This is a genomic window from Roseibium sp. (genome assembly GCF_965216085.1).
Taxonomy (GTDB): Bacteria; Pseudomonadota; Alphaproteobacteria; order Rhizobiales; family Stappiaceae; genus Roseibium.
The window spans coordinates 3,729,403-3,752,660 of the sequence record NZ_OZ244138.1 but is presented as its reverse complement, the minus strand read 5'-3'; the positions used below and the strand labels follow the sequence as shown (position 1 = coordinate 3,752,660).

Sequence of the window (23,258 nt, the reverse complement as noted above, 5' to 3'; positions counted from 1 at the left end):
TGAGGGGGAGGACGGAAAACGCAAGACGTTAATATAGGACGGAACACAAAATGACACGCAAGCAACGGCGGTTGACCTTGATTGGATCCGCAGGCGCGGTTTTGGCCGTGGCGCTTGGCTTGATCCTATTTGCTCTCAACGATCAGATCGTCTTTTTCCAAAGCCCGACAGACATCGCCAGCAAGGACATTCCTTCTGGCCAGCGCATCCGTTTGGGCGGATTGGTCGAAGAAGGTTCTGTGGAGCGGTCTGACAATGCGGAAGTGACGTTCCGGGTCACCGACACTGCCAATGCAGTCTCCGTGACCTATAAAGGTATTCTGCCAGACCTGTTCCGCGAGGGGCAAGGTGTGGTTACGGAGGGTGTTTTGGGCGCTGACGGCACGTTTGTGGCCGATAGTGTTTTGGCAAAACACGATGAGAACTATATGCCCAAAGAAGTGGCAGAAGCCTTGAAAGATCAAGGCCATTGGCAAGGCGAAGAGGGCGCCGCCAACTAGAGCTGAATAGGTCTGGCGCAGTAGGAGCCTGCGCCAGTTAAACCGAGGGACGGGACGCGAGACACCATGATTGTCGAAATCGGACATTACGCGCTTGTGTTGGCATTTGCGCTGACGCTCATTCTGTCGGTCGTGCCCTTGTGGGGGGCGCTGACAGGCGACGACCGGCTGATGGCGGTTGCAGCACCAACTTCGATCGCGATTTTCGGATTTGTGCTTCTGTCCTTCATAGCTTTGACAGCGGCCTATTTGGTTTCGGATTTTTCGGTCGCCAATGTTTGGGAAAACTCCCACTCCGCCAAACCACTCCTCTATAAATTCACAGGTGTTTGGGGCAACCACGAAGGCTCCATGCTTCTGTGGGTGTTGATCCTGGTGTTTTTTGGTGCCTTGGTCGGTGTTTTCGGAGCGAACCTGCCGAAGGATCTAAAGGCGACAGCGCTCGCGGTCCAAGGCTGGATCAGCGCTGGTTTCCTGCTATTTCTTCTTGCGACCTCGAACCCGTTTGCTCGAATTCCCAATCCGCCGATTGAGGGCAATGACCTCAACCCGATCCTTCAGGACATCGGCTTGGCGATCCATCCGCCGCTGCTTTATGTCGGTTATGTCGGCTTCTCCATTACCTTTTCTTTTGCGGTCGCGGCGCTCATTCTGGGGCGGACGGATGCAGCTTGGGCTCGCTGGGTGCGGCCCTGGGCTTTGATCGCCTGGAGTTTCCTGACCCTTGGTATCGCCATGGGCTCTTACTGGGCTTACTACGAGCTCGGCTGGGGTGGCTGGTGGTTCTGGGATCCGGTGGAAAACGCCTCCTTCATGCCGTGGCTGGCTGGTACTGCCTTGCTGCATTCGGCGATCGTTATGGAAAAGCGCGAGGCGTTGAAGGTCTGGACCGTTCTTCTGGCGATTTTCACCTTCTCCCTATCGCTGCTTGGCACCTTCCTGGTTCGCTCCGGCGTTTTGACCTCCGTTCATGCCTTTGCCACTGACCCGGCTCGTGGCGTCTTCATCCTGGCCTTGTTGATGCTCTTTATCGGCGGTTCGTTGACGTTGTTTGCCTGGCGGGCCCCAATGCTGAAACAAGGCGGCCTGTTCGCGCCGATCAGCCGGGAAGGCGGGCTTGTGCTCAACAACCTGTTCCTGACGGCAGCAACGGCGGCGGTTCTGGTCGGCACGCTTTATCCGCTGGTGTTGGATGCGATCACCGGTGAAATGATTTCCGTCGGTGCGCCATTCTTCAACCTGACTTTCGGTCCGTTGATGATCCCACTGCTGATCGCTGTGCCCTTTGGGCCGGTGCTTTCCTGGAAACGCGGTGATTTGCTTGCTGCTTGCCAACGGCTCTATGCGGCCATGGGCCTGGCTTTGCTGATGACCCTGTTCACCTTCTGGCTCTGGGGCATGGAAAAGGTACTGGCACCTCTCGGTGTGGGACTGGCTGTTTGGGTCATGACCGGGGCGATTGCCGAAATTCTCACAAGAGTGAAATTCTTTGAAATCGGTCCGAAACGCGGATTTTCCCGGCTGGTTGGCTTGCCTGGGTCCGCTTGGGGAACGGCGACTGCCCACTTCGGCATCGGGGTAACCGTGCTTGGCATTGTGACTGCCTCCGCCTTTCAGGAAGAGCGCATTGAAACCATGCGCCCCGGCGATCAAGTCGACCTTGCCGGGTATGAAGTGACCTTTGATGGCGCCGCGCCGCGCCAAGGGCCGAACTTTACCGAGGAAGTTGGCCACTTCACCATCCGTCAGGGTGGAGCTCTGGTCACCGATCTCGAACCGTCGAAACGGGTTTATACCGCGCGTCAGATGCCAACCACAGAAGCGGCAATCCATACTGTTGGGTTTTCCCAGCTCTATCTGTCGCTTGGCGAAAGCCGCGGCGATGGCGCCGTTGACGTTCGGGTTTATTTCAAACCTCTGATTACGTTGATCTGGATCGGCAGTGTGATCATGGCGATTGGCGCAGTGTTCTCCGTAGCCGATCGGCGCTTGCGGGTCGGGGCTCCGAAACCCGCGGCTAAAAAGAAGATCCCTTCCGGCGTTCCGGCAGAGTAGGGCGGGTACATGACACGTTTTCTTGCAATCCTGTCATTGTTGGTTTCGCTCTTCGCAGCGCCGGTTCTGGCTGTGACACCGGATGAGGTGCTCAAAGATCCGGCGCTTGAAGCCCGGGCGAGGGCCCTGTCGGCCGAATTGCGCTGCATGGTCTGTCAGAACCAGTCGATCGACGACAGCGATGCCCCGTTGGCCAAGGATCTGCGGGTCTTGGTGCGCGAACGTTTGGTGGCTGGTGACAGTGACAGCCAGGTGATCAACTATCTCGTCGACCGCTATGGCGAATTTGTGCTTCTAAAGCCGCGGTTTGCCTGGCACACGCTGGTGCTCTGGGCGGCAGGCCCGTTGGCGTTGATTGCAGGGCTAGCGGCCGTTGTAATTGCGCTGCGCCGACGGTCTGGAAGCCGACTTGATGCGGCCGCACCAACCGGCGGGAAATTGTCGCCAGAGGAAGAAAAACGCCTAAGCGAGTTGCTCAAGTCTGACGAGCAAAACTAACACGCATTTTGATCAAATAAGTCACGCCGCAGACACCAAGGCGTGATTTGCATGGGGCAGCTGCAGGCTTACCTCTGGCAAAGACGATGCTGGAGGGATTAAGATGTCACGGCTGCCATTAAAACTCGAATTTGACGGATCGCTCGGTGCAAAACTTGCGGCGCGGCTAGATCTGCCAGCTGGTCCAATTCGAGCCTTTGCGTTGTTCGCCCATTGTTTTACATGCTCAAAGGACATTGCGGCTGCTCGCCACATTGCCAGCGCCTTGAGTGCGGAAGGCATTGCGGTCCTGCGCTTTGATTTCACGGGCCTCGGCGGCAGCGGCGGCGACTTTTCCTCAACTGGCTTTTCCTCAAATCTAGAAGATCTAAAGCTAGCAGCGGATTTCCTGCGTCGGAACTATGAAGCGCCTCAGCTACTCATCGGCCATTCGCTGGGTGGTGCGGCTGTATTGTCTGTTGCCGGCGACATCCCAGAGGCCCGCGCAGTCGTCACCATTGGCGCACCGTCCGACGCTGCCCATGTCACCCATAACTTCGGATCTGCAGTTGAGGACATTCGAGAAAGTGGCGCCGTTGAAGTCAGTCTTGCCGGACGGCCATTCACCATCCGCCCGGAGTTTTTGGAGGATCTTGAACAGCAATCAGTCCTTGATCACGCGTCAAAACTTGGAAGAGCGCTTCTGGTGATGCATGCACCGCTGGATGAAACGGTGGGGGTCGGCAATGCCACCGATATTTTCGTAGCGGCCAAACACCCAAAGAGTTTTGTTTCGCTCGATAAGGCCGATCACCTGCTGTCGAGGGCCAGCGATGCTGCCTACGCGGCCAAGGTGATTGCAGGCTGGGCAAGCGGCTATCTGGATCCAATGGCGGAGCCGGAAGCGAGTTCAGGTGGGGACGGCGTCGAAGTAATCGAGACAGGGCAGGGGAAATTCCAGACGATGGTTGCCAGCGGTCCGCATCGGCTGCTGGCGGATGAGCCGGTTGGTGTCGGCGGGTTGGACAGCGGGCCGTCCCCTTACGGGTATTTGTCAGCCGCACTAGGCGCCTGTACCGTGATGACCCTGCGCATGTACGCCGACCGGAAGGGCTTGGATGTTGACCGGATCGGCACCAAGGTGCTGCACGGCAAGGTGCATGCGGCGGACTGTGAAGATTGTTCCGATGAGGTGAAAGCCAAAGGTGGGCGGATCGACCGATTTGAACGCCTGATCACACTTGAGGGCGACTTGGACGCGGCAACAAGGGTCAGGATGCTTGAAATTGCGGACAAATGCCCGGTCCACCGGACATTGGAAGCCGGCGCAGCTGTTGTCACCCGGGAAGTGGAGACCTGATGAATTCCGGTATCGTCAGGCTGCTTGTTCCTCAAGGGTGCTGAGACGGATCTTCATGAAGGACAACAGTCTGCGGGCATCGCGGTCGGACAAGGTTTGGTAATCGGCAATCCAATTATTGACCGTAGTTGCAGGCTGCTTGTTGTGTGTCGCTTTCGCCTTGCAAACAGCAGAGTATTCGTTGTCTGTAATCCCAAGAGATTTGCACAAGACGGCAATGCCCGTTGCATCGTAACGCACCATGACATTGGTGACATACTTCTGCTCCAGCCCGGACAGCTCGGATAACAGAAAGCAGATATCAAACAGGTTGTTGGACAAGGCCAATTGGGTGATCGCCTGGCCAAGCTGCATCTCTTCTGCCCGGATATCCTTGAGCATCACTTTGGCATCAATCCGCGTCGCTTTGCGTTCCAGTTTGGTCGCCGCCACCGCGCGGCTGGCTTTCTGGAAAAGTTCGTTGACCAGGTCTTCGTTCTGTTTGCGCAAGAGCCGGACAGCGTCTTGTTGTTTGCCGGGCATCTGATTGATGAGTTTTTCGAGCTCTGCTTCAGTTATGTCGGAGCGTTCCATCATGGAATCGCGGATTTGGTCGTCACTTTCGGCAAGTTTCACCAGAAGTCGAGAACCCCAGTCTGAAATCTCCGCGCCGGTGTTGGCTGCGACCGAACGTTTGACCGGCTGTTCGCCGCGTTCCAAGAGAACGTCGGTCACGTTGGATTCCAGATGTTTGCGCTGAGATATTGCAAGTAAGTGGCTTTGGCCCATGGTTTTGGCCAGTTTGAGAATATCTTCGTTCTTCAGAACTTCCGACTGCGTTAGCATCGGCCGGGCAATCTCGATCTGTTCTCCGGCGAGCGATACCGCCAAATCATGTGAGGTCGACGGGATTGGCGCAAGTTGTTCAGAGACTTTCTGCTTTTGCTCTGCCTCCATGGTCGGCAGCATGTTTTCCAAAAGCGTATTGAAGAGCGTGATTTCCTCGGTTTGGTAACTGTCAGCACCATTGATGAATAGATCGGTGACATGCTCGACAAGCTGATGCCGTTTTTCCGGCGTGCTGCCATTGGCCAGTTCGATAAGTTCTTTAAGCATTGTCGGACCGTTCTCTTGAGGGCTTACAATAGCTACCGCGGGGACAGTTTACACTTGTCTAAAGAAACAAAGAAAAGCGTAATAGATTTTGGTGATTGGTAATAGTGTCAATGGTATTTACTGAGTTGTTCTTCTTTCCGGGTGAGGTCCACGCAAAGGACTTTAATCATGCTGCTTCGGCGCGTGCGGTTGCCTTCAGTTTAATCTTCATCAGTGCCAGCAGCCGCTTAGCGTCGGTCTCATCCAACATGTGATAGTTGGTCAGCCATTTGCTGCCAGTGGTCTCCGGAAACTTCAGATGTTTACAGCGCTCTTTGCAGATCGCCTGAAATTCCATGGCGCCAATACCGGTTGCCCGGCAAATGGTGGCAATCCCGGTGGAATCGAATCGGACCATCAAGTTGTGGACGTATTTGGTCTGCATTCCAGAGAAGAAAGCGAGCAGAGCAACGGCATCAAGCAGATTGTGCTCCTGAGCACACTGGTAGACAGCTTTATTGAGCGTGGTCTTGCCCATCTTGATGCCCACCAGCCAGCCTTTGGGGCTCATTTTTGCCTGTTTCGGTTCGAGTTCTGTCCCGGCAGCAATTTCGCCGTCGTCCTTAAACAAGTCCTCAAGCAGCTCTTCATTGGATTTGCGCAAGTGCCGGATCCGGTCACCCAATTGCTTGGGCATATCCTTGACCAGGGCCTCGAACTCCGGCATCTCGATTTCAGCACCAAGATTTGCGGCAACGGTGTGTTTAACTTCCTTTCCGCCCCGATTGAGTAGGATCTTGGTGACATCCTTACTGACATGATCCCGCTTGGCGAGCGCCAGCAGAAAGTCCTGGCCCTTCGTTTCCGCGAGTTTGAGGATGTCTTTTTCGGTGAGGGAGCCCGAGCGTTCCAGAACAGCTTTGGCGATTGGCAACTCTTCATTCGCAAGGGCCGCAGCAAGTCCCGCGGACATGGCGGTCGCATCTGCCAGGGTATCTGACATTTGCTGTTTGGCTTCATCAGAAAGGGATGTGTAGACGCCTTCCAGCATCGAGTTCATTAGCTGAGATTCTTCGGAATCGGTAGCATCACCGTCACGGGCAGCAAGAAGCCCGGTCATATGGGCTGCTAGCTCGTGTTTCTTTTCCGAAGAACTTGCTTTTGCGAGTTTGAGAAGTGAGTTGTCCATTACAATACCTGTTGCCAGGATTATTGCCTGAAGTTGTAAAAAAATGTCTAAGCGAGATCTTCCGTTGCGTTAGTTTTGGGGCTTTGGTTGACCTCGGCGAGCGGATGCGCCAAGGGATCGGTATGATCAATAGACCGACCCTATATTCGTTCCGCCGCTGTCCTTATGCCATGCGGGCCCGCCTTGCGCTTTTATCGAGCGGCCAAGAAGTGGAATTGCGCGAGATTGTTCTGCGCGACAAAGCGCCGGAGTTTTTGGAGACGTCGCCCTCTGCCACCGTTCCATGCCTGAAATCTGGCGATCTGGTGATCGACGAAAGCCTCGACATCATGCTGTGGGTTTTAGAGAGGTCCGATCCGGAACTCTGGTTGAAGCCGGAAACGGGTGGTGTGGAAGACATGTTTTCGCTGATCAAAGCGTGTGATGGCCCCTTTAAAACCCATTTGGACCGCTACAAGTATGATACCCGCTACGCCGATGCTGACAAAGTCTCTGAGCGGACGGCCGCATCGGAGTTTCTTTGCGGCCTCAACACGCGTTTGGAGGCGTCTGATTGGCTGTTCGGATCGCGGCCCTGTCTCGCGGATTTTGCGATTCTGCCCTTTGTCCGCCAGTTCGCAAATGCAGGCCGTGAGTGGTTCGATACACAAGACTGGCAGGCGTTGAGAGACTGGTTGGTTCGATTTGAACAGTCACCGGATTTTGCTGCCATCATGCCGAAATTTGCAAAGTGGCAGGCAGGGGACGAGCCAATTGTTTTCCCCTAAATTCGGTATGCAATCAGCTCAATCGGGATGAAAAATAGCCAGATTACAAAACCGTAATCTCACCGTCAGGCGCCTGTAAGGCAGGCTTTCCTATCTTCCTATTCGACAAGGGAACATGTCCCCGCGTGTTCCGGACAGAGATGACCTCCAGTCAAGACGTCGAAAAAGGAAGATAATATGGAAAACCGTCCGTCTCGCTCTCCGCTGCGCTCCCGCCGCGCCAAACTGTTGGCAGGTGCGGTTGTGCTCGGCACAGCTGGCTTGATGACCCTGCAAACCGTTGTTCCGGCGCAGTTGGCGCAGGCAACCCCGGTCCGGGTCGATGCAGCCGCCCCGGTCGATTTCTCTGACGTCGTTGGTGCGGTCAGCCCGGCGGTGGTTAGCGTCCGGGTGAAGCAGGCTGCCGAACCGCGCATGATGAACTTCGAAGGCCGCAACAACTTCCGCGACTTTTTTGAAGATCTGCCGAATGGCCATCCCTTTGAAAAGTTTTTCCGTGACTTCGGCGGCCGCGGCGGCGATGACGCCCGTCCAAACAAACGCTCTCCGCGTTCTTATGGCATGTCGCAAGGGTCCGGCTTCTTCATCACAGGCGATGGGTATGTCGTCACGAACCAGCATGTGATCGAAAAGGGAACTGAGTTCACAGTTATTGATCATGAGGGTGAAGAGTATGATGCCGTCTTGATCGGTGCAGACAAGCGCACAGATCTGGCGCTGTTGAAAATCGAAGGCGGCAAGGATTTCACCTATGTCGACTTTGCCGATGAGGCGCCGGACGTTGGTGAATGGACGGTGGCGATCGGAAATCCCTTCGGTCTTGGCGGCTCTGTGACAGCTGGCATCGTCTCTGCCCGCGGCCGTGACATCGGTGCCGGACCGTACGACGATTTCATTCAGATCGACGCGCCGGTAAACCGCGGCAACTCCGGTGGTCCTGCGTTCAACATGAACGGTGAAGTCATTGGTGTGAATGCCGCGATCTTCTCACCATCCGGCGGCAATGTCGGTATTGCCTTTGCGATCCCGGCGTCCACCGCTCAAGACGTCATCATGGAACTCAAAGACGGCGGGACTGTTGTCCGTGGCTGGCTTGGGGTTCAGATCCAGAACGTCACTGACGACATCGCAGAGAGCCTCGGCCTAGGCGAGACCCGCGGTGCTATTGTCGCGGAGGCGCAGGATAACAGCCCGGCTCAGAAGGCTGGCCTGCGCTCGGGAGACACAATCCTGGCCGTTGAAGGCACAAAAGTCGAAGGCCCTCGGGACCTGTCCAAGATCATCGCTGCTTTCAGCCCGGACACCAAGGTTGACCTCACTATCTGGCGCGATGGGAAGGAACAGGACATTGCCGTAACTCTTGGCCGCCTACAGGATCAGCAGCAAGCTGCCGCCGTATCTGAGGCTGTTGAGGAGGAAACAACCAGTCTTGATGACATGGGCCTTGTCCTGACCACCAAAGCCGAAGCTGGTCTTGATGGCAACGGTGTGGTGATCGCTGAAATCGATCCAGATGGTCCGGCAGCAGAAAAGCGCCTGCGTGAAGGGGATGTGATCCTGGAAGTCGCAGGCATGAAGGTGAACTCACCGGAAGACGTTCTGAAAGCGGTCAAGAAAGCGGAAGAGGACGGCCGTAAAGCGGTGCTGTTCCGGGTCGAGACCAACGAAACCACAAGGTTCGTCGCCCTGCCTATGAAGCTGGCGTAAACCAACACTGATCAGGAGCGGGTCCTGTTCCCGCTCTTGAGAGCAAGGCCGGTCTGCCCTCTGCCCCCAACCCCGACGGGCCGGTCTTGCGCATGACGGCTGGCAGCAGCGTTTCACATCCACGTTGTTGCCAGCCCATTTTCTTCTCAACGCTCACACGGTACAACAAAGCCATGTTGCGGATTCTTGTAATTGAAGATGACCCCGAAGCTGCGAACTATCTCGTCAAGGGATTGAGCGAGCTGGGGCATACGGCCGACAAAGCCGGAGACGGCGAAACCGGCCTGCAAATGGCGCTTGAGAGCGAATATGACATCCTGATTGTTGATCGCATGCTGCCTAAGCGCGACGGACTGTCAGTCATTGAGGAGCTGCGTAAAAGCGGCAATCACACATCGGTTCTGATCCTGTCTGCGCTGGGGCAAGTCGATGATCGGGTGACAGGTCTGAAAGCAGGCGGAGACGACTATCTGCCGAAGCCCTATGCGTTTACCGAACTTCAGGCACGGGTCGAAGCGCTGGCACGGCGCCCGAAAACAGCCAGTCAGATAGAAACGACCTATACGGTTGGTGACTTGACGCTGGACCGCATGGCCCACTCCTGCCGGCGCGGCGAAACTGAAATTCCATTGCAGCCACGCGAATTCCGTCTGCTGGAGTATCTGATGCAGAACGCCGGTCAGGTGGTCACCCGGACCATGCTGTTGGAAAACGTCTGGGAGTATCATTTCGATCCGCAGACCAATGTGATCGACGTGCATATTTCAAGGCTGCGCGGCAAGATCGACAAAGGGTTCGGAGCGCCGTTGCTACACACAATCCGTGGTGCTGGATATACGATCCGTGACGCGGCTCAGTAGGGTAACCCGCACCACAGCTTTTAAGCTGTCACTGCTCTATATCGCAGTGTTCACGCTGCTGTCCGGGTTCCTGCTGGTCTATATTTCCCAGAACACCGACAATCTGATGTCGGAACAAGTGGTGCAAACCATCGATGCCGAACTCAACGGCCTGTCGGATATCTATGTCCGCGGCGGTGTCCGGGATCTGGTGCAAACCATCGACCGGCGCTCCCGGCATCCCGATGCCAGCCTCTACCTTCTTGTCGACTTTGCCGGAAATGCCCTGGCCGGCAACATCGCCCGTCTGCCTACGCTTGTTTTGGAAGAAGCTGATGGCGGTTTGCGCCGAGTGCATTACACACGGCAAGGGCAGGATATCTCCGATGTTGAACGCCAGGCCATGGTTCGCACTTTCGAGCTGCGGGGTGGTTTCCGCCTGTTGGTCGGGCGCGATTTGGGCGAGCAGCTCAGGTTCTCAAACCTGTTGGCAAATGCTTTGCGATTGTGGCTCATCGTGGTTGTTGTCATGGCCGCGATCACCTGGATTTTTGTCAGCCGGCGGGTGATGAAGCGGATCGATGAAATCACCGATACCAGCCGCACCATCATGACCGGGGATCTGACCGAACGGCTTCCGGTCGCTGGAAATGATGATGAATTTGACCGGCTTGCTGTCAGTTTGAACACGATGCTGGACCGGATCGAACTCCTGATGCGATCCATGAAAGACGTGACCGACAACATCGCGCACGACTTGAAGACGCCACTCACCCGGCTGCAAATCCGGGTCGAAAGTGCCTTGCGCGATGCGGAGAGCGGTGAAGGATACCGCGCAGCTCTAGAGGATACGCTCTCAGAAACCGATCAATTGCTCAGGGTTTTTAATGCCCTTCTGCGTATCGCTCGCATCGAAGCCATGGCACCGGGCGACGGTCTGGAACGTGTTGACGTCAAGAGTTTGGTCAGCGAAATCGCTGAGCTTTATGAACCGCTGATCGAAGACGAGGGTGGTGTTCTGGAGATCAATGTCACAGATGGAGTGTTTGCCAGCTGTCAGAAAGAACTGGTTGTTCAAGGTCTGGTGAACCTGATCGAAAATGCTTTGAAATATGGCCGGCCGTCAGAAGGCGATCTCAAGATCCGTCTGTCCGCAAAAGAAAAAGACGCCCGGATCGTCTTGAGTGTTGAAGACAATGGTTCCGGTATTCCCGATGAGCAACAGGAAAGGGTTCAGGACCGGTTCGTGCGCCTGGACGAAAGCCGTTCAGAACCTGGAACTGGCTTGGGATTGAGCCTAGTCAAAGCCGTTGCCCGCTTGCATGGTGGAAACTTGCGTTTCACAAATGGAAACCCGGGTCTGATAGCCCGGATTGATCTTTCCCCGGCTGAGCCGGGAAGCGGCGGAAACAGTAATGGACAAGACGGGCATGGCGACGGACGGGACACATCAACAGACGGATGACGGACAGGCCGGTTCGCTTGCCGACCGGATCGCGATCATTCCGCTGGTGACGGACCTTGACCGGGCCAGTCTTTTCATAGCCGATCTTTTGGCGCATCCCGAATCCGGTGAGCCCCTCAAAACCCTTTTGAATAAAACGCCGGAGCTGGAAGAGCTGCTGGCCGGGATCATCTGCAACTCCTCCTATCTGCGCGATTTGATCATGGCGGATCCGGTCCGGCTGCTGGAGATCGTTTCAGATGCGCCGGAACGCCGCCTGGCGGCTATTTTGGAAAATGCCTGCAATGCCCAGGCCGATGATGAAGCCGGAATCACCCGGGATCTTCGGTTGTTGAAACAGGATTTGGCGTTGACGCTTGGCCTTGCCGACATCTGCGGCGCGATTGGCCTTAACCGGGTCACAAAAGCCCTTGCGGGATTTGCAGATGCGGCACTGACCGCCGCAATCCGGTTCTGCCTCAGCGATCTGACGCGGCGGGGAAAATTCGAACCGAAAGATCCGGAGAAGCCGGAACTCGACTCCGGTTTGATCGTGCTGGCCATGGGTAAACACGGCGCCAATGAGCTGAATTACTCTTCCGATATCGATTTGATCGTGCTCTACGACCCGGACAAGGCGCCGATGGCCGGATCTGCCGAAGCGCCGGTGGAATTCGTGCGCATGACCCGGCGGCTGGTCAAGATCATGCAGGACCGGACTGCGGACGGTTATGTCTTCCGCACGGATCTGCGGCTGCGCCCGGACCCCGGCGCGACCCCGCTGGCCATGTCGATGCCTGCGGCGCTGGTTTATTACGAGTCTCTCGGCCAGAACTGGGAGCGGGCAGCCTTGATCAAGGCGCGGCCCTGTGCAGGCGATATCCCGGCCGGGGAGGCCTTTTTAAAGGAAATCACACCGTTCATCTGGCGCAAATATCTCGACTTTGCTGCCATCGCCGATGTGCAATCGATCAAGCGGCAGATCCATATGCATAAAGGCCATGGCGCCATTGCGGTCGCGGGCCACAACGTCAAACTTGGCCGCGGCGGTATCCGCGAAGTGGAGTTTTTCGTCCAAACCCAGCAGTTGATTGCCGGCGGGCGCAATCCCGCCCTGCGCGGACGGCGCACGCTCGACATGCTGGACGCACTGACCGAGACAGATTGGATCCGGCCGCAGGCTCGGGATGAAATGGGCGCCGCCTATACATTTTTGCGCACCGTCGAACACCGAATTCAGATGCTGAACGATGAACAAACGCAGCTTCTGCCGAAGGATGAGGAAGGCCTGAATCGGATATCCGCCCTGATGGGGTTCGATACGCTGGACGCTTTCGAAACGGAACTTCTCGGCCATTTCCGCAAGGTCCAGCATCATTATTCAGAATTGTTTGAAGACGAACCGGCGCTTGCATCCGAAACCGGCAATCTGGTCTTCACCGGCGATGATCATGACCCGGACACACTGGAAACATTGTCGAAACTTGGATTTCAGCAACCAGCCGAAGCGGCGGGAATCGTTAAATCCTGGCACTTTGGCCGCTATCCCTGCACCCGGTCGACAAAAGCACGTGAACGGCTGACCGAAATGCACCCGGTCCTGCTTAACGCGCTCGCTGCAACGGACAACGCGGATGCTGCCTTGCGGGCGTTTGACAGCTTCATGGCCAAACTGCCGGCGGGCGTGCAGTTGTTCTCGCTGCTCAGATCAAACCCGCAACTGCTGACGCTTCTGGCAACGACCATGGGCGCTGCGCCTCGGATGGCTGATATTGTGTCAAAGCGTGTCCATGTGCTCGACACCGTTTTGGATCCGGCGTTTTTTGGCGCCATGCCAAGCGTGGAGGAGTTCCGGGTGGGGCTCGACCGAACGCTTTCTCAATCCCAATTTTATGAAGAAGCGCTCGACCGGGCGCGGATCTTTGCCCAGGAGCAGCAGTTCCTGATTGGCCTCCGTCTGATCTCTGACACCCTGTCTGCAGACCGGGTCGGCTTCGCGCTTGCCCGGCTTGCGGAAGTTGTCGTCGACCGGCTGATGACCCAGGTAGTTGATCATGTGGGCGAAAGCCACGGCTCGGTGCCGGGGGGAGAGGTCGCGGTTTTGGCCATGGGCAAACTTGGTGGCCGTGAAATGACGGCGGCGTCTGACCTTGATCTGATCTTGCTCTATGAAGCGCCGGAAGAGGTCAAACAATCGGACGGCAAGCGCCCGCTGGCGATTAGTCAGTATTACACCCGGCTGACCCAGCGGCTGGTAACGGCCTTATCAGCGCCAACCGCAGAGGGCGCGCTATATGAAGTTGATTTCCGGCTGCGCCCGTCCGGCAATGCCGGTCCTTTGGCGACCAACCTTGACGGCTTCATTTCCTATCAGAAGAACGAGGCCTGGACCTGGGAACATATGGCTCTGACCCGAGGGCGGGTGATCGCCTCCACCTCTGAGGCCTATTCAAACAAAATCCACGACAGCATTTGCAGCACTTTGGTTCAGCCGCGGGACATTCCAAAGCTTGCAGATGATGTCCGGACCATGCGGGCCAAGATCGAGAAGGAAAAAGGCACCAAGGACATCTGGGATTTGAAGCAGGTGGCCGGAGGCCTCGTCGATATCGAGTTCATAGCTCAGTACTTGCAACTGGCCCATGCTCATGATCATCCTGAGGTTCTGGCGCAGGGCACGGAACAGGCTCTGGAAAACCTTCGCGATGCCGGGTGTCTGGAGAGCGGTGATTCCGGCCTGCTTCTGGAGGCATTGCGCCTCTATCACCGCTTGACCCAGGTTCTCCGGCTGGCACTGTCTGGCAAATTCGTTCCGGCAGACGCGCCGCGCGGCGTTCTGGATCTGTTGCTCCAGGCCTCCGGCAGTCCGGCTTTTGAGCGGCTTGAAGCCGAATTGGGCGAGTTGCAGCAGCAGGTGAGGGCGGTGTTTGAACGGCTAGTCGGGCCTGTTGAGGTGGTGGAAGCCTCGTAAAAAATAACTATTACAGGTGAAGTGAATCGAAAAGTGGTGTAGAAGCACACCGCGCCGGCGGCCTGAATATTGATTTTGATCACTCCTAGCGAGTGAACCTTTTCTGTTGCCCGGAGATTTACAATGAATTCCCTCTCTCTCGAAGCCGTCCGCCAGCCGGACCGCATAGCTGAAATGACTCTTCAAGATGGCCGCACTCTGGCTTGGTCCGAATGGGGCCCGGAGGCCGGACAACCCGTTCTCTATATATCTGGCGCCGGGACGGCGGGTGTATTTGCCTTTGGCCTGGATGCTTTGGAGGAATTGAACATCCGCATGATCGCGCCAGACCGGCCCGGTCTTGGACGTTCTGACTTCGATCCGGACAAGACCTTGCTGTCTGTTGCCAGCGATTTTTCTGAACTGATCAACCGGTTGAGCCCGGCAAAGACCCCGGTTGCGGCGGTGTCCCAAGGTGTGCCCTTTGCCCTGGCGCTTGCCGCGACGGGTCCGGTGAGCAAACTGGCAATTGTCTCCGGGCAGGATGAACTCTGCCGGCCGGAATTCTTGTCCGGACTGCCCGATCAGCTCCGCCAGATGGTCGAGCAAGCCGAAGCCGATCCGGCCGGATTGATCGCGATGCTGGAAGGTTTCGCCGAACCTGAGAGCTTTCTGGAGTTCATCGTATCGACAAGTTCGGATCTGGATAAGGCGTTCTATAGCGCCGAACCGTTCCTGTCGGCGTTCAGACGAGGGCTCAAAGCCGGTTTTCAGCAAGGCCCGAAAGGTTATGCGCTGGACACCGTTGCGGCGATGGCGCCCTGGACGTTTGAATGGAAGGCCATCTCATGCCCGGTCAGCCTCTGGTATGGCGGCCAGGATGCCAGCCCGGTGCACTCGCCGGACGGTGGTGCCTTCTTGGAAACCCGGCTCCAAAACGCCTCCCGGCACTTCTTTGAAGACGAGGGCGGCTCCCTGCTCTGGACCCGTGCCCGGGACATTTTGTCAGATCTTGTGGCGACTAACGAGAATTAGGTTTCGGCACCTCAGATCGCGGATGGAGCTAGGTGGTCTGAAAAGTATTTGAAAAAAGAGATCAGGCGGATTGGGCAGTTGCTTCGCAGCTGTCTTCGTCCACCAAGGGCAAGGAGAAGCTGACGACGGTGCCTTTTTTCACCTCAGACTGAATGTTCAGCTTGCCGCCGTGCATTTCCACCAGAGAGCGGGCAATGGCAAGACCAAGTCCGGAGCCTTGGTGGGTTTTCGTAAACTGGTTTTCCACTTGCACAAACGGCTGCGCCAGCCGTTCGATATCCCGCTCGGAAATGCCAATGCCGGTATCGGTAACCTCAAACCGCAGCTTATCGCCACGTGGCCGGACTTTCAGGCTGACGGTGCCATTGTCCGGCGTAAATTTCACGGCGTTGGCCAGAAGGTTCAACAGCACCTGTTTCAGGGCGCGTTTGTCTGCATCGACATGAAGGTCTTCGGCGACATCGGTGATGACGGTGATGTTCTTTTCGGTCGCCGCTCCGGTGACGATCCGGGCCGCATCCAGGGTCGCTTCGAAGGCGTTCACGACTTCCGTTTCGATTTGCATGCGGCCGGCTTCGATCTTCGACATATCCAGGATGTCGTTGATCACATTGAGCAGATATGTGCCGGAGGAATAGATATCCTTGCAGTAATCGGCGTAACGATCGGTTCCAACCGGTCCAAACATCTCCTGCGTCATGATATCGGAGAAGCCGATGATCGCATTAAGCGGTGTGCGAAGCTCGTGGGAGATATTGGCGAGGAACTCGGATTTTGCCTGGTTGGCAGCTTCCGCACGGGTCTTTTCTTCCTGGTACTTCTCCGCCATTTCTGACAGCTGCTGTGTCTGCGTTTCCAGCGTTTTCCGGGAGCGCTGCAAATCGGCAACGGAGGCTTTCAGGCGTTTTTCGGAATCTGTCAGCCGCTCTTCGTGTTTTTTGAGTGCGGTAATGTCCGTGCCGACCGAGACGAAACCGCCGTCTTTGGTCCGGCGTTCCGAGATCTGCAGCCAGCGGCCATCTTCCAATTGGGCTTCATAAGCGCCTTCCGGGCCGCCTGGGCGCTGGCTGGTTTGAACCGGCTGCGGAGAAACTGCGCCGTTTTCGGCCGATGCCATGACGGTCTTATAGGGCGTGCCCGGCTTGACCGCATGGGCGGGTAGATTGTGCAAGGCCTGATAGTTGGAGTTGCAAATCACCAGCTCGTTGCTGGCGTTCCAAAGCACGAAAGCCTCGGAGATCGTTTCGATCGCATCGCGCAGGCGCAGGTCCGCCATCTGGCTTTGTTCGGCCAGTTGATGCTGTTCGGTGATGTCGATGCAGATGCCGATCAGATGAGGTTCGGCGCGGCCGGGTTCCGGCTGGATTTCGCCGCGGGCGCGCAGCCAGATCCAGCTGCCGTCGGCATGGCGCATGCGGAAAGTTTCATCGACCAGGGTTTCGCCGCTTTCCAGAAGATGTTCGGCAAGGCCCAAGAGGTCGATGTCGTCCGGGTGGGTAATGTCCGCGACATCCGCGAAACTCAAAATATCGTCTTTGGGTTCGCGGCCGAGCAATTCATACAGCGAAGACGACCAGAAGATCCGTCCGCGCGACAGATCCCAGTCAAACAAGCCGCAGCGGCCATGGGTCAGTGCAGTGTCGATGCGGGCCCGTGTTGCAGCGTAGTGCTCGTCCGCTTGTTCGGCCCGGGTTGCCTGGCTGAAGAAACCGTAGATGACCGCGAGCAGCACCAGCGATGTGCCGACGAACATGGTCACATTGGCCGAAAGCGCGCTGCGCCATTTGGCAAACACGGCAGCTTCAGGCTGAAGCGCGGCGATCATGCCCAACTGGCCATCCAGGTGGCGCACGGTCGCCAGAACTTGCTCCGCGTCGTCCCGGCCATCCAGGTCGATCGGAATGGACAAAACACCGGCACGGGCACCAAAGACGGTCAGCGGTTGGGATGGGCCGAGCAGGTCCGTAAGAGGGCGGCCTTCCAGAGATGGCTGCAAGGGCGCGGAGGCAGCGATTTTGCCGTCAGCACCTGAAATCAGAAAGACCCGGCCGCTGCTGGTCGCGCCTGCCGGTAAGCTGTCGGCCAGGACGCGTTTTAACGTGGTTTGATACCCCGCCTCCGGCATCTCCGTACTGGCTGCATTGAGAGGGGCTGCGGCGACCGACGCCATCAGTTCGAGCGTTGTTTCGGCTTCGATACGGGTGTCGGTGTAATCACCCGCCAATTCGGCGATGCGGTAAGCGGCCAGAATGAGGAGAAAGAAGATTGCCAGAGCAGGGATGAGGCGGCGCATCAAGCCGTCGGAGCGTTCGAGCTGGAAGCGGGCCGCACTCAACAGATCCGGCCAAGCCGCTTTTGGTGCGACTGCCTCTGTTTTGCTTCCTGAATCCTTAGTGCCGCTCCGCTCTGAAGTGGAGCCAGCCAGTGCTCTTGACATTGGAAGTGTGCCTCAATACCGCCGGTCCGGAGCAAGGCCCCGAATCACTTCCATTTGAATCAATACGCCAGTATTTGTCTAGAGTCGGCCAAGAAGAAAATGGTTAACAAAGCCGTCTTATACGAGCGGCTACATTAACACTTTTCAGTATTGAAGTTTATTGCAGGGTCCTGTCGACAATGTCGCGGCAGTCTCTCGACAGTTCTTCGCTTGATGAAATCCTCAGGAGCGCAGATTCTGCAAGGGCTGACCGGTGGTTCTCCAAAGCCCTCCAAGAGCGGAAACTTGTCAAAAGTCGGGAGGCGACCTGCGGGTTTCGCTTGTCGATTTCAAGAACTGATTCGGCAATGAGCTCAAAACCTTTGCCATCAGGGCGGGCAAATTGGGTAGGATTTCCGGTGGCAAAAGAATGTAAGACAGCACGAACCCGGTTGGGGTTGGTCGCCTCATAAAGCGGATCAGTCCTCAACTTGGAAATCGCATCCAGCGTTCCGTCTTGCGGCGCCGTTGCCTGGGTCATGAACCACTTGTCCATCGCCAATGCACTGGATTGGTGCCGGTTGCGGAAGGCCGTCAAAGCCTCCGCAGACCCAGTCATCGCCTCATGCACCAGGATGGTGAGAGCGGCCAGCCGGTCGGTCATGTTGTTGGCGGCCGCAAACCGGTCTGAGACCAATGCGCTGGCGGATGCATCACCGGACAGCGCATAATAGTGCAGTGCGCGGTTAGAGAGGGCGCGCTTTCCGGCAGATTCGGCGTCCGGAGTGAACTTATCCGTTGCAGAAAAATCTTCAGCGATCGTACGGAAATGCTGGCTCAAGCCGCTCCCAATGTCGGAGCGCAGGCTGTTGCGCGCCTTATGAATGGCGTCCGGGTCAACGTTCTTGCCAATTTCCTGGGCAATGTCGGCTTCGGTCGGCAGGGTTAGTGCCTGGGCTTTCAGGGCAGAGTCCAGCTGCTGGTCGTCGAGAATGCCCCGCAAAACATCAATCAAACTGTCCGTGTCTGTATGACGGGTGCCTTGCTGCATGGCCTCTGTGCGGGCAATCAGAGTTTGTGTCGCAAGGGTCTGGACCGCCTGCCAACGGTTGTAGGGATCAGTGTCATGACGGGCGAGGAACGCCAGATCCTCTGAGGGTAGGGTCTGGGTCAGGCGGACAGGTGCTGAAAAGTCCCTGAGGAGCGACAAAACCGGGGCGTCCGGGATCTGTTTAAAAGTGACTTTCTGGCGCGCCTTGTTGAGCACCAACACATCGCCTGAAACGTCGGCGCCGTCGCACTCGGAAATCTCAAGATCCTGGCCATTGGCGCAGATCAGTCCAAAGCGCAGCGGAATGACAGATGGTCTTGCTTTCTTCTGGCCAGGAAGAGGCGGGAATTCCTGAGAGAGCGACACAGTGAGGGTTTGCTTGTCCGGATCGTATTTGGTGTCAGCCGTGACCAAAGGCGTGCCGGCCTGCTCGTACCAGAGAGAGAACTGGTCGAGATCGGTCCCTGTGGCGTCTTGAAAGCAGGTGAGAAACGCTTCGATCGTTGTTGCTTCGCCGTCATGGCGGTCGAAATATAGATCAAGACCAGCCCGGAATTTCTCCGCTCCAAGATAGGTTTTGAGCATGCGGATGATTTCCGCACCCTTTTCATAGACCGTGGCCGTGTAGAAGTTGTTGATTTCCTGATAGGCGCGCGGCCGGACCGGGTGGGCGAGCGGACCGGCGTCTTCCGGAAACTGATGCATTTTCAAAAGTTTGACATCGGAAATGCGTTTTACAGGGCGCGAGCGCATGTCCGCTGAAAATTCTTGATCGCGGAAGACAGTCAGGCCTTCCTTCAGGCACAGCTGGAACCAGTCCCGGCAGGTGATGCGGTTGCCCGTCCAATTGTGGAAGTATTCGTGGGCGATCACCGCTTCGATGTTGGCATAGTCCTGATCTGTTGCCGTTTCCGGGTCGGCCAGCACATATTTGTCGTTGAAGATGTTGAGGCCCTTGTTCTCCATCGCGCCCATGTTGAAGTCCGAGACGGCAACGATGTTGAAGACATCAAGGTCATATTCGCGCCCGAAGGCGTCTTCATCCCAGCGCATGGACCGTTTGAGCGAATCCATCGCCCAATCGCAGAGATCTTCTTTGCCGTGTTCGACATAAATGTTCAGTTCAACGGTATCTCCTGACGCCGTTGTAAAGCTGTCTGGTACCTTGGCGAGATCACCCGCGACCAGCGCAAACAGGTACGCCGGTTTGGGGTGCGGATCGTGCCAAATGGCAAAATGATTGCCGGTCCCGGCGATTTCTCCGGTTTCTTTCAAATTGCCGTTGGCGAGCAGAACCGGGCAGCTATCCTTGGGCGCTTCCAGGCGCACGGTGTAGACCGACAGAACATCCGGACGGTCCGGAAAGTATGTGATCCGGCGGAACCCATCAGCTTCGCATTGGGTGCAATAGGTTCCAGACGAGCGGTAAAGCCCCATCAGCTGGGTGTTGGCATCCGGGTTGACTTCTGTGGTGATCGTCAGTGTGAAACGATCTTCTTCCGGCGCGGCCAGTTCCAACGCCGTTTTTGATATTTTGTAGTGGTCTTCCGGAACGGCTTTGCCGTTTAGCTCAAGCGACAGCAATTTCAAATTGTCGCCATCCAGCACCAGCGGCACATGGCCGGCTGTTTCCGGCTGACGGATGACCGACAGCTCTGTGACGACGATCGTGGCCTTGGGATCAAGACGGATATCGAGATCAACGGTTTCGATGCGGTAGGCCGGCGGCTGATAGTCTTCCAAGCGGATGGCGGGCGCCGTTTTGGATTGCATCGATGTCTCCCCGAAGTGCTCCGCATGCGTGCGGTTTTTGTTAGCTGTCCCGTTTGCAGACATTGTGGCGGTTCGTCAACGGGGCAAGGCTGCCTTTACCCTGCAGTTGAAGTGTTTGCGGAGCAATACTTAGAAAACTGCGCCTTATCGGCTTTGACCTGATGCAGGACACGGTCTATGCAGTGCAACCGTGTTGCACAGTCAGGACTTTTTTAAATGAGCCGTTTGGACAGCTTCATCCGCCGTATGACTTCCCAGAAAATCATCCTTGAATACCTTGTCGACAAGGTGAACGAGGTCGAAGGCCCAATCCTTGAATTGGGACTGGGCAACGGCCGGACCTATGATCACCTGCGCGAGATTTATCCAAATAAGGAAATCTTCGTTTTTGATCATGCTTTGACGTGCCATCCGAGCTGCGCGCCGGATGCCGAGCATATGATCCAGGGAGATATCCGCGACACATTGGGCTTCTGCGAGCCGCGTGTCGGCGGCAAGGCGTCTTTTGCCCACATTGATTTGGGCTCCGGCGACCCGACAACGGATCTTGCAACGGTTCATTGGCTGGCGCCCTTGATCAACGACCGCATGGCGGTTGGCGGCTATGTTTTAACGGGGCTGGAGTTGAAACTGGCCAACTTCGAACTTTTGGAAAACCCGGAAGGGATCAAGGCAGACCGCAACTTCATCTATCGCAAGACATCCGAAGCCTGATACCGGAACTTCAAGGACATAACGAATGACTGCGCCGCTCAAAGGCATCAAGGTCGTAGAATTGGCCCGTATTCTCGCCGGCCCCTGGATTGGTCAGACGCTTGCTGATCTCGGCGCCGAAGTGATCAAGGTTGAAAGTCCACAAGGCGATGATACCCGTGGTTGGGGCCCGCCTTTCTTGACAACGTCCGAGGGCGAAGCAGGCGATGCAGCCTATTTTCACTCGTGCAATCGCGGCAAACGCTCGATTACGGTCGACTTCCGCACCGAGGAGGGGCAAGAAATTGTCCGCAAACTCGTCGCGGACGCAGATGTTTTGGTTGAGAATTTTAAGGTCGGCGGCCTGGCGAAATACGGGCTCGACTACGAGCATCTTTCTGCCGTCAACCCGAAGCTGGTCTATTGCTCGGTCACCGGATTTGGCCAAGAGGGGCCGTATGCGCACCGGGCCGGCTATGACTTCATGATCCAGGGCATGGGGGGGATTATGGACCTCACCGGTGACCCGGACGGTGATCCGCAAAAAATCGGCGTTGCCTTTGCCGATATTTTTACCGGCCTTTATGGCGTGATCGGGGTTCTGGCTGCGCTCCGCCGCCGGGATGAAACCGGTGAAGGGGAATGGGTCGACATGGCGCTATTGGATGCGCAGGTCAGTGTTCTGGCGAACCAGGCCCTTAATTATTTTGTTTCCGGCAAGACGCCAAAGCGCCTTGGCAATGCCCATCCCAACATCGTGCCTTATCAGGTGTTTCCGGCAAAAGACGGCCATCTGATCATTGCAGTTGGCAATGATAGCCAATACCGGCGATTGTGTGGCGTGCTTGGAAGGCCGGAGCTGGCTGAAGATCCAAAGTACGCCACAAACGCGGCACGTGTCGCTTCCCGGACTGAGCTGGTTGAGATTCTGGTCGCTGAGACCGCGGCAAGGACGCGCGACGACCTTTTGGCGGCGTTGGAACTGGAAGGCGTGCCGGCCGGGCCGATCAACTCTGTCGAAGACGTTTTCGAAGACAAGCAGATCCAGCATCGCGCCATGAAAGTGGAACTGCCTGCCACTGATGTTGAGGGTGGTTCTGTGGCGTCGGTCCGTTCGCCGATCCGTTTCAAAAACGGCAATCTTGTTCTGGAAAGAGCCGCACCAGCGCTTGGAGAACACACGGCAGAAATTCTCAAGGAATTGGGTTTGGCGGAAAAGGACTGATTTTTGGAGTTTTCATGAGCAATGAAGAAAAACTGAAAATCCTCCAATCCGAGGTTTTGTCGCAAAACTGGGGCAAACTGACCAACTACACGCTGAATTACCGGCGGCGGGACGGCGCGTGGCAGCAGCAAACCCGCGAAGTTTACGACCGAGGCCACGGCGCAGTCTGCTTGCTCCATAATCCAGAGACAGATTGTGTTCTTCTAACCAGCCAGTTCCGTCTGCCGGTTTGGCTGGTCGACGGCACGGAAACCTTCATCGAAGCGCCCGCCGGGCTCTTGGAAGGGGCTCATCCGGAAGAGCGTATACGGTCGGAATTGATGGAAGAGACTGGCTTTGAGGTGTCAGAGTTAGAACATCTCTATGACTTGCAAATGAGCCCCGGGTCGGTCACCGAATTTCTATCCTTCTTCCGTGGCAACTACCACGATGGCCACAAAAAGGGAGAGGGCGGCGGTGCGGAACATGAAGGCGAAGATATTGAAGTGCTTCATATTCCACTGAAGGACGCCCTCAAAATGATCGGCGACGGCCGGATCCGGGATGCAAAAACCGTGATTCTCCTGCAAGATCTTGCACTGAGCAAAACACTCGCTACCTCAGGTGCGAAGTGAAATTGGCAAGGCTTTGTTGTGTTGATTGCCATAATTTGACGGCAACTGTCAGGCAATGAAACACTGAAGTTATGAAAGGACAAAGCCCG

Annotated in this window: 17 protein-coding genes; 13 read left to right on the top strand and 4 right to left on the bottom strand. The window is 56.4% G+C overall.

All coding sequences use genetic code 11. The features are described 5' to 3' along the window. Positions 1–50 precede the first annotated feature (50 nt). The 4 genes from ccmE to ACOOFE_RS17575 all read left to right on the top strand — a co-directional run bounded on the left by ccmE (position 51) and on the right by ACOOFE_RS17575 (position 4,392). Positions 51–500, top strand: coding sequence for a cytochrome c maturation protein CcmE (gene ccmE / locus ACOOFE_RS17590; RefSeq protein WP_420411252.1), 450 nt, complete (start codon positions 51–53; stop codon positions 498–500). A 66-nt stretch (positions 501–566) separates the two neighbouring features. Next, the gene (locus ACOOFE_RS17585; RefSeq protein WP_420411251.1) at positions 567–2,555 is read left to right on the top strand and encodes a heme lyase CcmF/NrfE family subunit; all 1,989 of its coding nucleotides are present in this window, start codon (positions 567–569) and stop codon (positions 2,553–2,555) included. Between the two features lie 9 nt (positions 2,556–2,564). Next, positions 2,565–3,053 (top strand): cytochrome c-type biogenesis protein, encoded by a 489-nt coding sequence (locus ACOOFE_RS17580; RefSeq protein WP_420411250.1) that lies wholly within the window; start codon positions 2,565–2,567, stop codon positions 3,051–3,053. A 103-nt stretch (positions 3,054–3,156) separates the two neighbouring features. Then, positions 3,157–4,392 carry an alpha/beta fold hydrolase gene (locus tag ACOOFE_RS17575; protein ID WP_420411249.1) on the top strand — a complete coding sequence of 412 codons (1,236 nt, stop codon included), beginning with the start codon at positions 3,157–3,159 and terminating at the stop codon, positions 4,390–4,392. Between the two features lie 15 nt (positions 4,393–4,407). On the opposite strand, the gene ACOOFE_RS17570 is transcribed toward ACOOFE_RS17575, so the two are convergent. Both ACOOFE_RS17570 and ACOOFE_RS17565 read right to left on the bottom strand, forming a co-directional pair. Further along, complete coding sequence (locus ACOOFE_RS17570; protein ID WP_420411248.1) at positions 4,408–5,487, bottom strand: DUF2336 domain-containing protein; 1,080 nt, start codon at positions 5,485–5,487, stop codon at positions 4,408–4,410. Positions 5,488–5,653: 166 nt separating this feature from the next. After that, entirely contained in the window at positions 5,654–6,655 is a 1,002-nt protein-coding gene (locus ACOOFE_RS17565; RefSeq protein ID WP_420411247.1) for a DUF2336 domain-containing protein, read from the bottom strand. Between the two features lie 122 nt (positions 6,656–6,777). Between ACOOFE_RS17565 and ACOOFE_RS17560 the strand changes: the two genes are divergently transcribed. The 6 genes from ACOOFE_RS17560 to ACOOFE_RS17535 all read left to right on the top strand — a co-directional run bounded on the left by ACOOFE_RS17560 (position 6,778) and on the right by ACOOFE_RS17535 (position 15,397). Further along, a complete protein-coding gene (locus ACOOFE_RS17560) occupies positions 6,778–7,422 on the top strand; it encodes a glutathione S-transferase (protein WP_420411246.1) in 645 nt (214 codons plus the stop codon). A 177-nt stretch (positions 7,423–7,599) separates the two neighbouring features. Continuing rightward, a complete protein-coding gene (locus ACOOFE_RS17555) occupies positions 7,600–9,129 on the top strand; it encodes a Do family serine endopeptidase (RefSeq protein ID WP_420411245.1) in 1,530 nt (509 codons plus the stop codon). A gap of 173 nt (positions 9,130–9,302) precedes the next feature. Continuing rightward, complete coding sequence (locus ACOOFE_RS17550) at positions 9,303–9,989, top strand: response regulator transcription factor (RefSeq protein ID WP_420411244.1); 687 nt, start codon at positions 9,303–9,305, stop codon at positions 9,987–9,989. Next, on the top strand, positions 9,973–11,433 hold the full coding sequence (locus tag ACOOFE_RS17545) for an ATP-binding protein (protein WP_420411243.1): 1,461 nt from the start codon (positions 9,973–9,975) through the stop codon (positions 11,431–11,433). Before ACOOFE_RS17550 ends, ACOOFE_RS17545 begins: the two co-directional genes overlap by 17 nt. After that, entirely contained in the window at positions 11,384–14,383 is a 3,000-nt protein-coding gene (locus ACOOFE_RS17540; RefSeq protein WP_420411242.1) for a bifunctional [glutamine synthetase] adenylyltransferase/[glutamine synthetase]-adenylyl-L-tyrosine phosphorylase, read from the top strand. Before ACOOFE_RS17545 ends, ACOOFE_RS17540 begins: the two co-directional genes overlap by 50 nt. Before the next feature lie 123 nt (positions 14,384–14,506). Further along, positions 14,507–15,397, top strand: a complete 891-nt coding sequence (locus ACOOFE_RS17535; RefSeq protein WP_420411241.1) for an alpha/beta fold hydrolase — start codon at positions 14,507–14,509, stop codon at positions 15,395–15,397. 61 nt (positions 15,398–15,458) lie between these two features. Here ACOOFE_RS17535 and ACOOFE_RS17530 read toward each other — a convergent pair whose 3' ends face one another. Next, entirely contained in the window at positions 15,459–17,834 is a 2,376-nt protein-coding gene (locus tag ACOOFE_RS17530) for an ATP-binding protein (RefSeq protein ID WP_420411240.1), read from the bottom strand. A 157-nt stretch (positions 17,835–17,991) separates the two neighbouring features. Next, complete coding sequence (gene pepN / locus ACOOFE_RS17525; RefSeq protein WP_420411239.1) at positions 17,992–20,637, bottom strand: aminopeptidase N; 2,646 nt, start codon at positions 20,635–20,637, stop codon at positions 17,992–17,994. A 216-nt stretch (positions 20,638–20,853) separates the two neighbouring features. On the opposite strand from pepN, the gene ACOOFE_RS17520 reads away from it, so the two are divergent. The 3 genes from ACOOFE_RS17520 to ACOOFE_RS17510 are packed head-to-tail and all read left to right on the top strand — an operon-like array spanning position 20,854 to position 23,169. After that, positions 20,854–21,351, top strand: coding sequence for a class I SAM-dependent methyltransferase (locus ACOOFE_RS17520; RefSeq protein ID WP_420411238.1), 498 nt, complete (start codon positions 20,854–20,856; stop codon positions 21,349–21,351). 25 nt (positions 21,352–21,376) lie between these two features. Further along, complete coding sequence (locus ACOOFE_RS17515) at positions 21,377–22,555, top strand: CaiB/BaiF CoA transferase family protein (protein WP_420411237.1); 1,179 nt, start codon at positions 21,377–21,379, stop codon at positions 22,553–22,555. Between the two features lie 14 nt (positions 22,556–22,569). Then, on the top strand, positions 22,570–23,169 hold the full coding sequence (locus tag ACOOFE_RS17510) for an NUDIX domain-containing protein (protein WP_420411236.1): 600 nt from the start codon (positions 22,570–22,572) through the stop codon (positions 23,167–23,169). The last annotated feature ends 89 nt before the right edge of the window (positions 23,170–23,258 follow it).

Excerpts from the sequence above, each read along its gene's own strand:
- ccmE (WP_420411252.1), top strand. The coding sequence starts at position 51 with ATGACACGCAAGCAACGGCGGTTGACCTTGATTGGATCCGCAGGCGCG.
- ACOOFE_RS17585 (WP_420411251.1), top strand. The coding sequence starts at position 567 with ATGATTGTCGAAATCGGACATTACGCGCTTGTGTTGGCATTTGCGCTG.
- ACOOFE_RS17580 (WP_420411250.1), top strand. The coding sequence starts at position 2,565 with ATGACACGTTTTCTTGCAATCCTGTCATTGTTGGTTTCGCTCTTCGCA.
- ACOOFE_RS17575 (WP_420411249.1), top strand. The coding sequence starts at position 3,157 with ATGTCACGGCTGCCATTAAAACTCGAATTTGACGGATCGCTCGGTGCA.
- ACOOFE_RS17570 (WP_420411248.1), bottom strand. The coding sequence starts at position 5,487 with ATGCTTAAAGAACTTATCGAACTGGCCAATGGCAGCACGCCGGAAAAA.
- ACOOFE_RS17565 (WP_420411247.1), bottom strand. The coding sequence starts at position 6,655 with ATGGACAACTCACTTCTCAAACTCGCAAAAGCAAGTTCTTCGGAAAAG.
- ACOOFE_RS17560 (WP_420411246.1), top strand. The coding sequence starts at position 6,778 with ATGATCAATAGACCGACCCTATATTCGTTCCGCCGCTGTCCTTATGCC.
- ACOOFE_RS17555 (WP_420411245.1), top strand. The coding sequence starts at position 7,600 with ATGGAAAACCGTCCGTCTCGCTCTCCGCTGCGCTCCCGCCGCGCCAAA.
- ACOOFE_RS17550 (WP_420411244.1), top strand. The coding sequence starts at position 9,303 with ATGTTGCGGATTCTTGTAATTGAAGATGACCCCGAAGCTGCGAACTAT.
- ACOOFE_RS17540 (WP_420411242.1), top strand. The coding sequence starts at position 11,384 with ATGGACAAGACGGGCATGGCGACGGACGGGACACATCAACAGACGGAT.
- ACOOFE_RS17535 (WP_420411241.1), top strand. The coding sequence starts at position 14,507 with ATGAATTCCCTCTCTCTCGAAGCCGTCCGCCAGCCGGACCGCATAGCT.
- ACOOFE_RS17530 (WP_420411240.1), bottom strand. The coding sequence starts at position 17,834 with ATGTCAAGAGCACTGGCTGGCTCCACTTCAGAGCGGAGCGGCACTAAG.
- pepN (WP_420411239.1), bottom strand. The coding sequence starts at position 20,637 with ATGCAATCCAAAACGGCGCCCGCCATCCGCTTGGAAGACTATCAGCCG.
- ACOOFE_RS17520 (WP_420411238.1), top strand. The coding sequence starts at position 20,854 with ATGAGCCGTTTGGACAGCTTCATCCGCCGTATGACTTCCCAGAAAATC.
- ACOOFE_RS17515 (WP_420411237.1), top strand. The coding sequence starts at position 21,377 with ATGACTGCGCCGCTCAAAGGCATCAAGGTCGTAGAATTGGCCCGTATT.
- ACOOFE_RS17510 (WP_420411236.1), top strand. The coding sequence starts at position 22,570 with ATGAGCAATGAAGAAAAACTGAAAATCCTCCAATCCGAGGTTTTGTCG.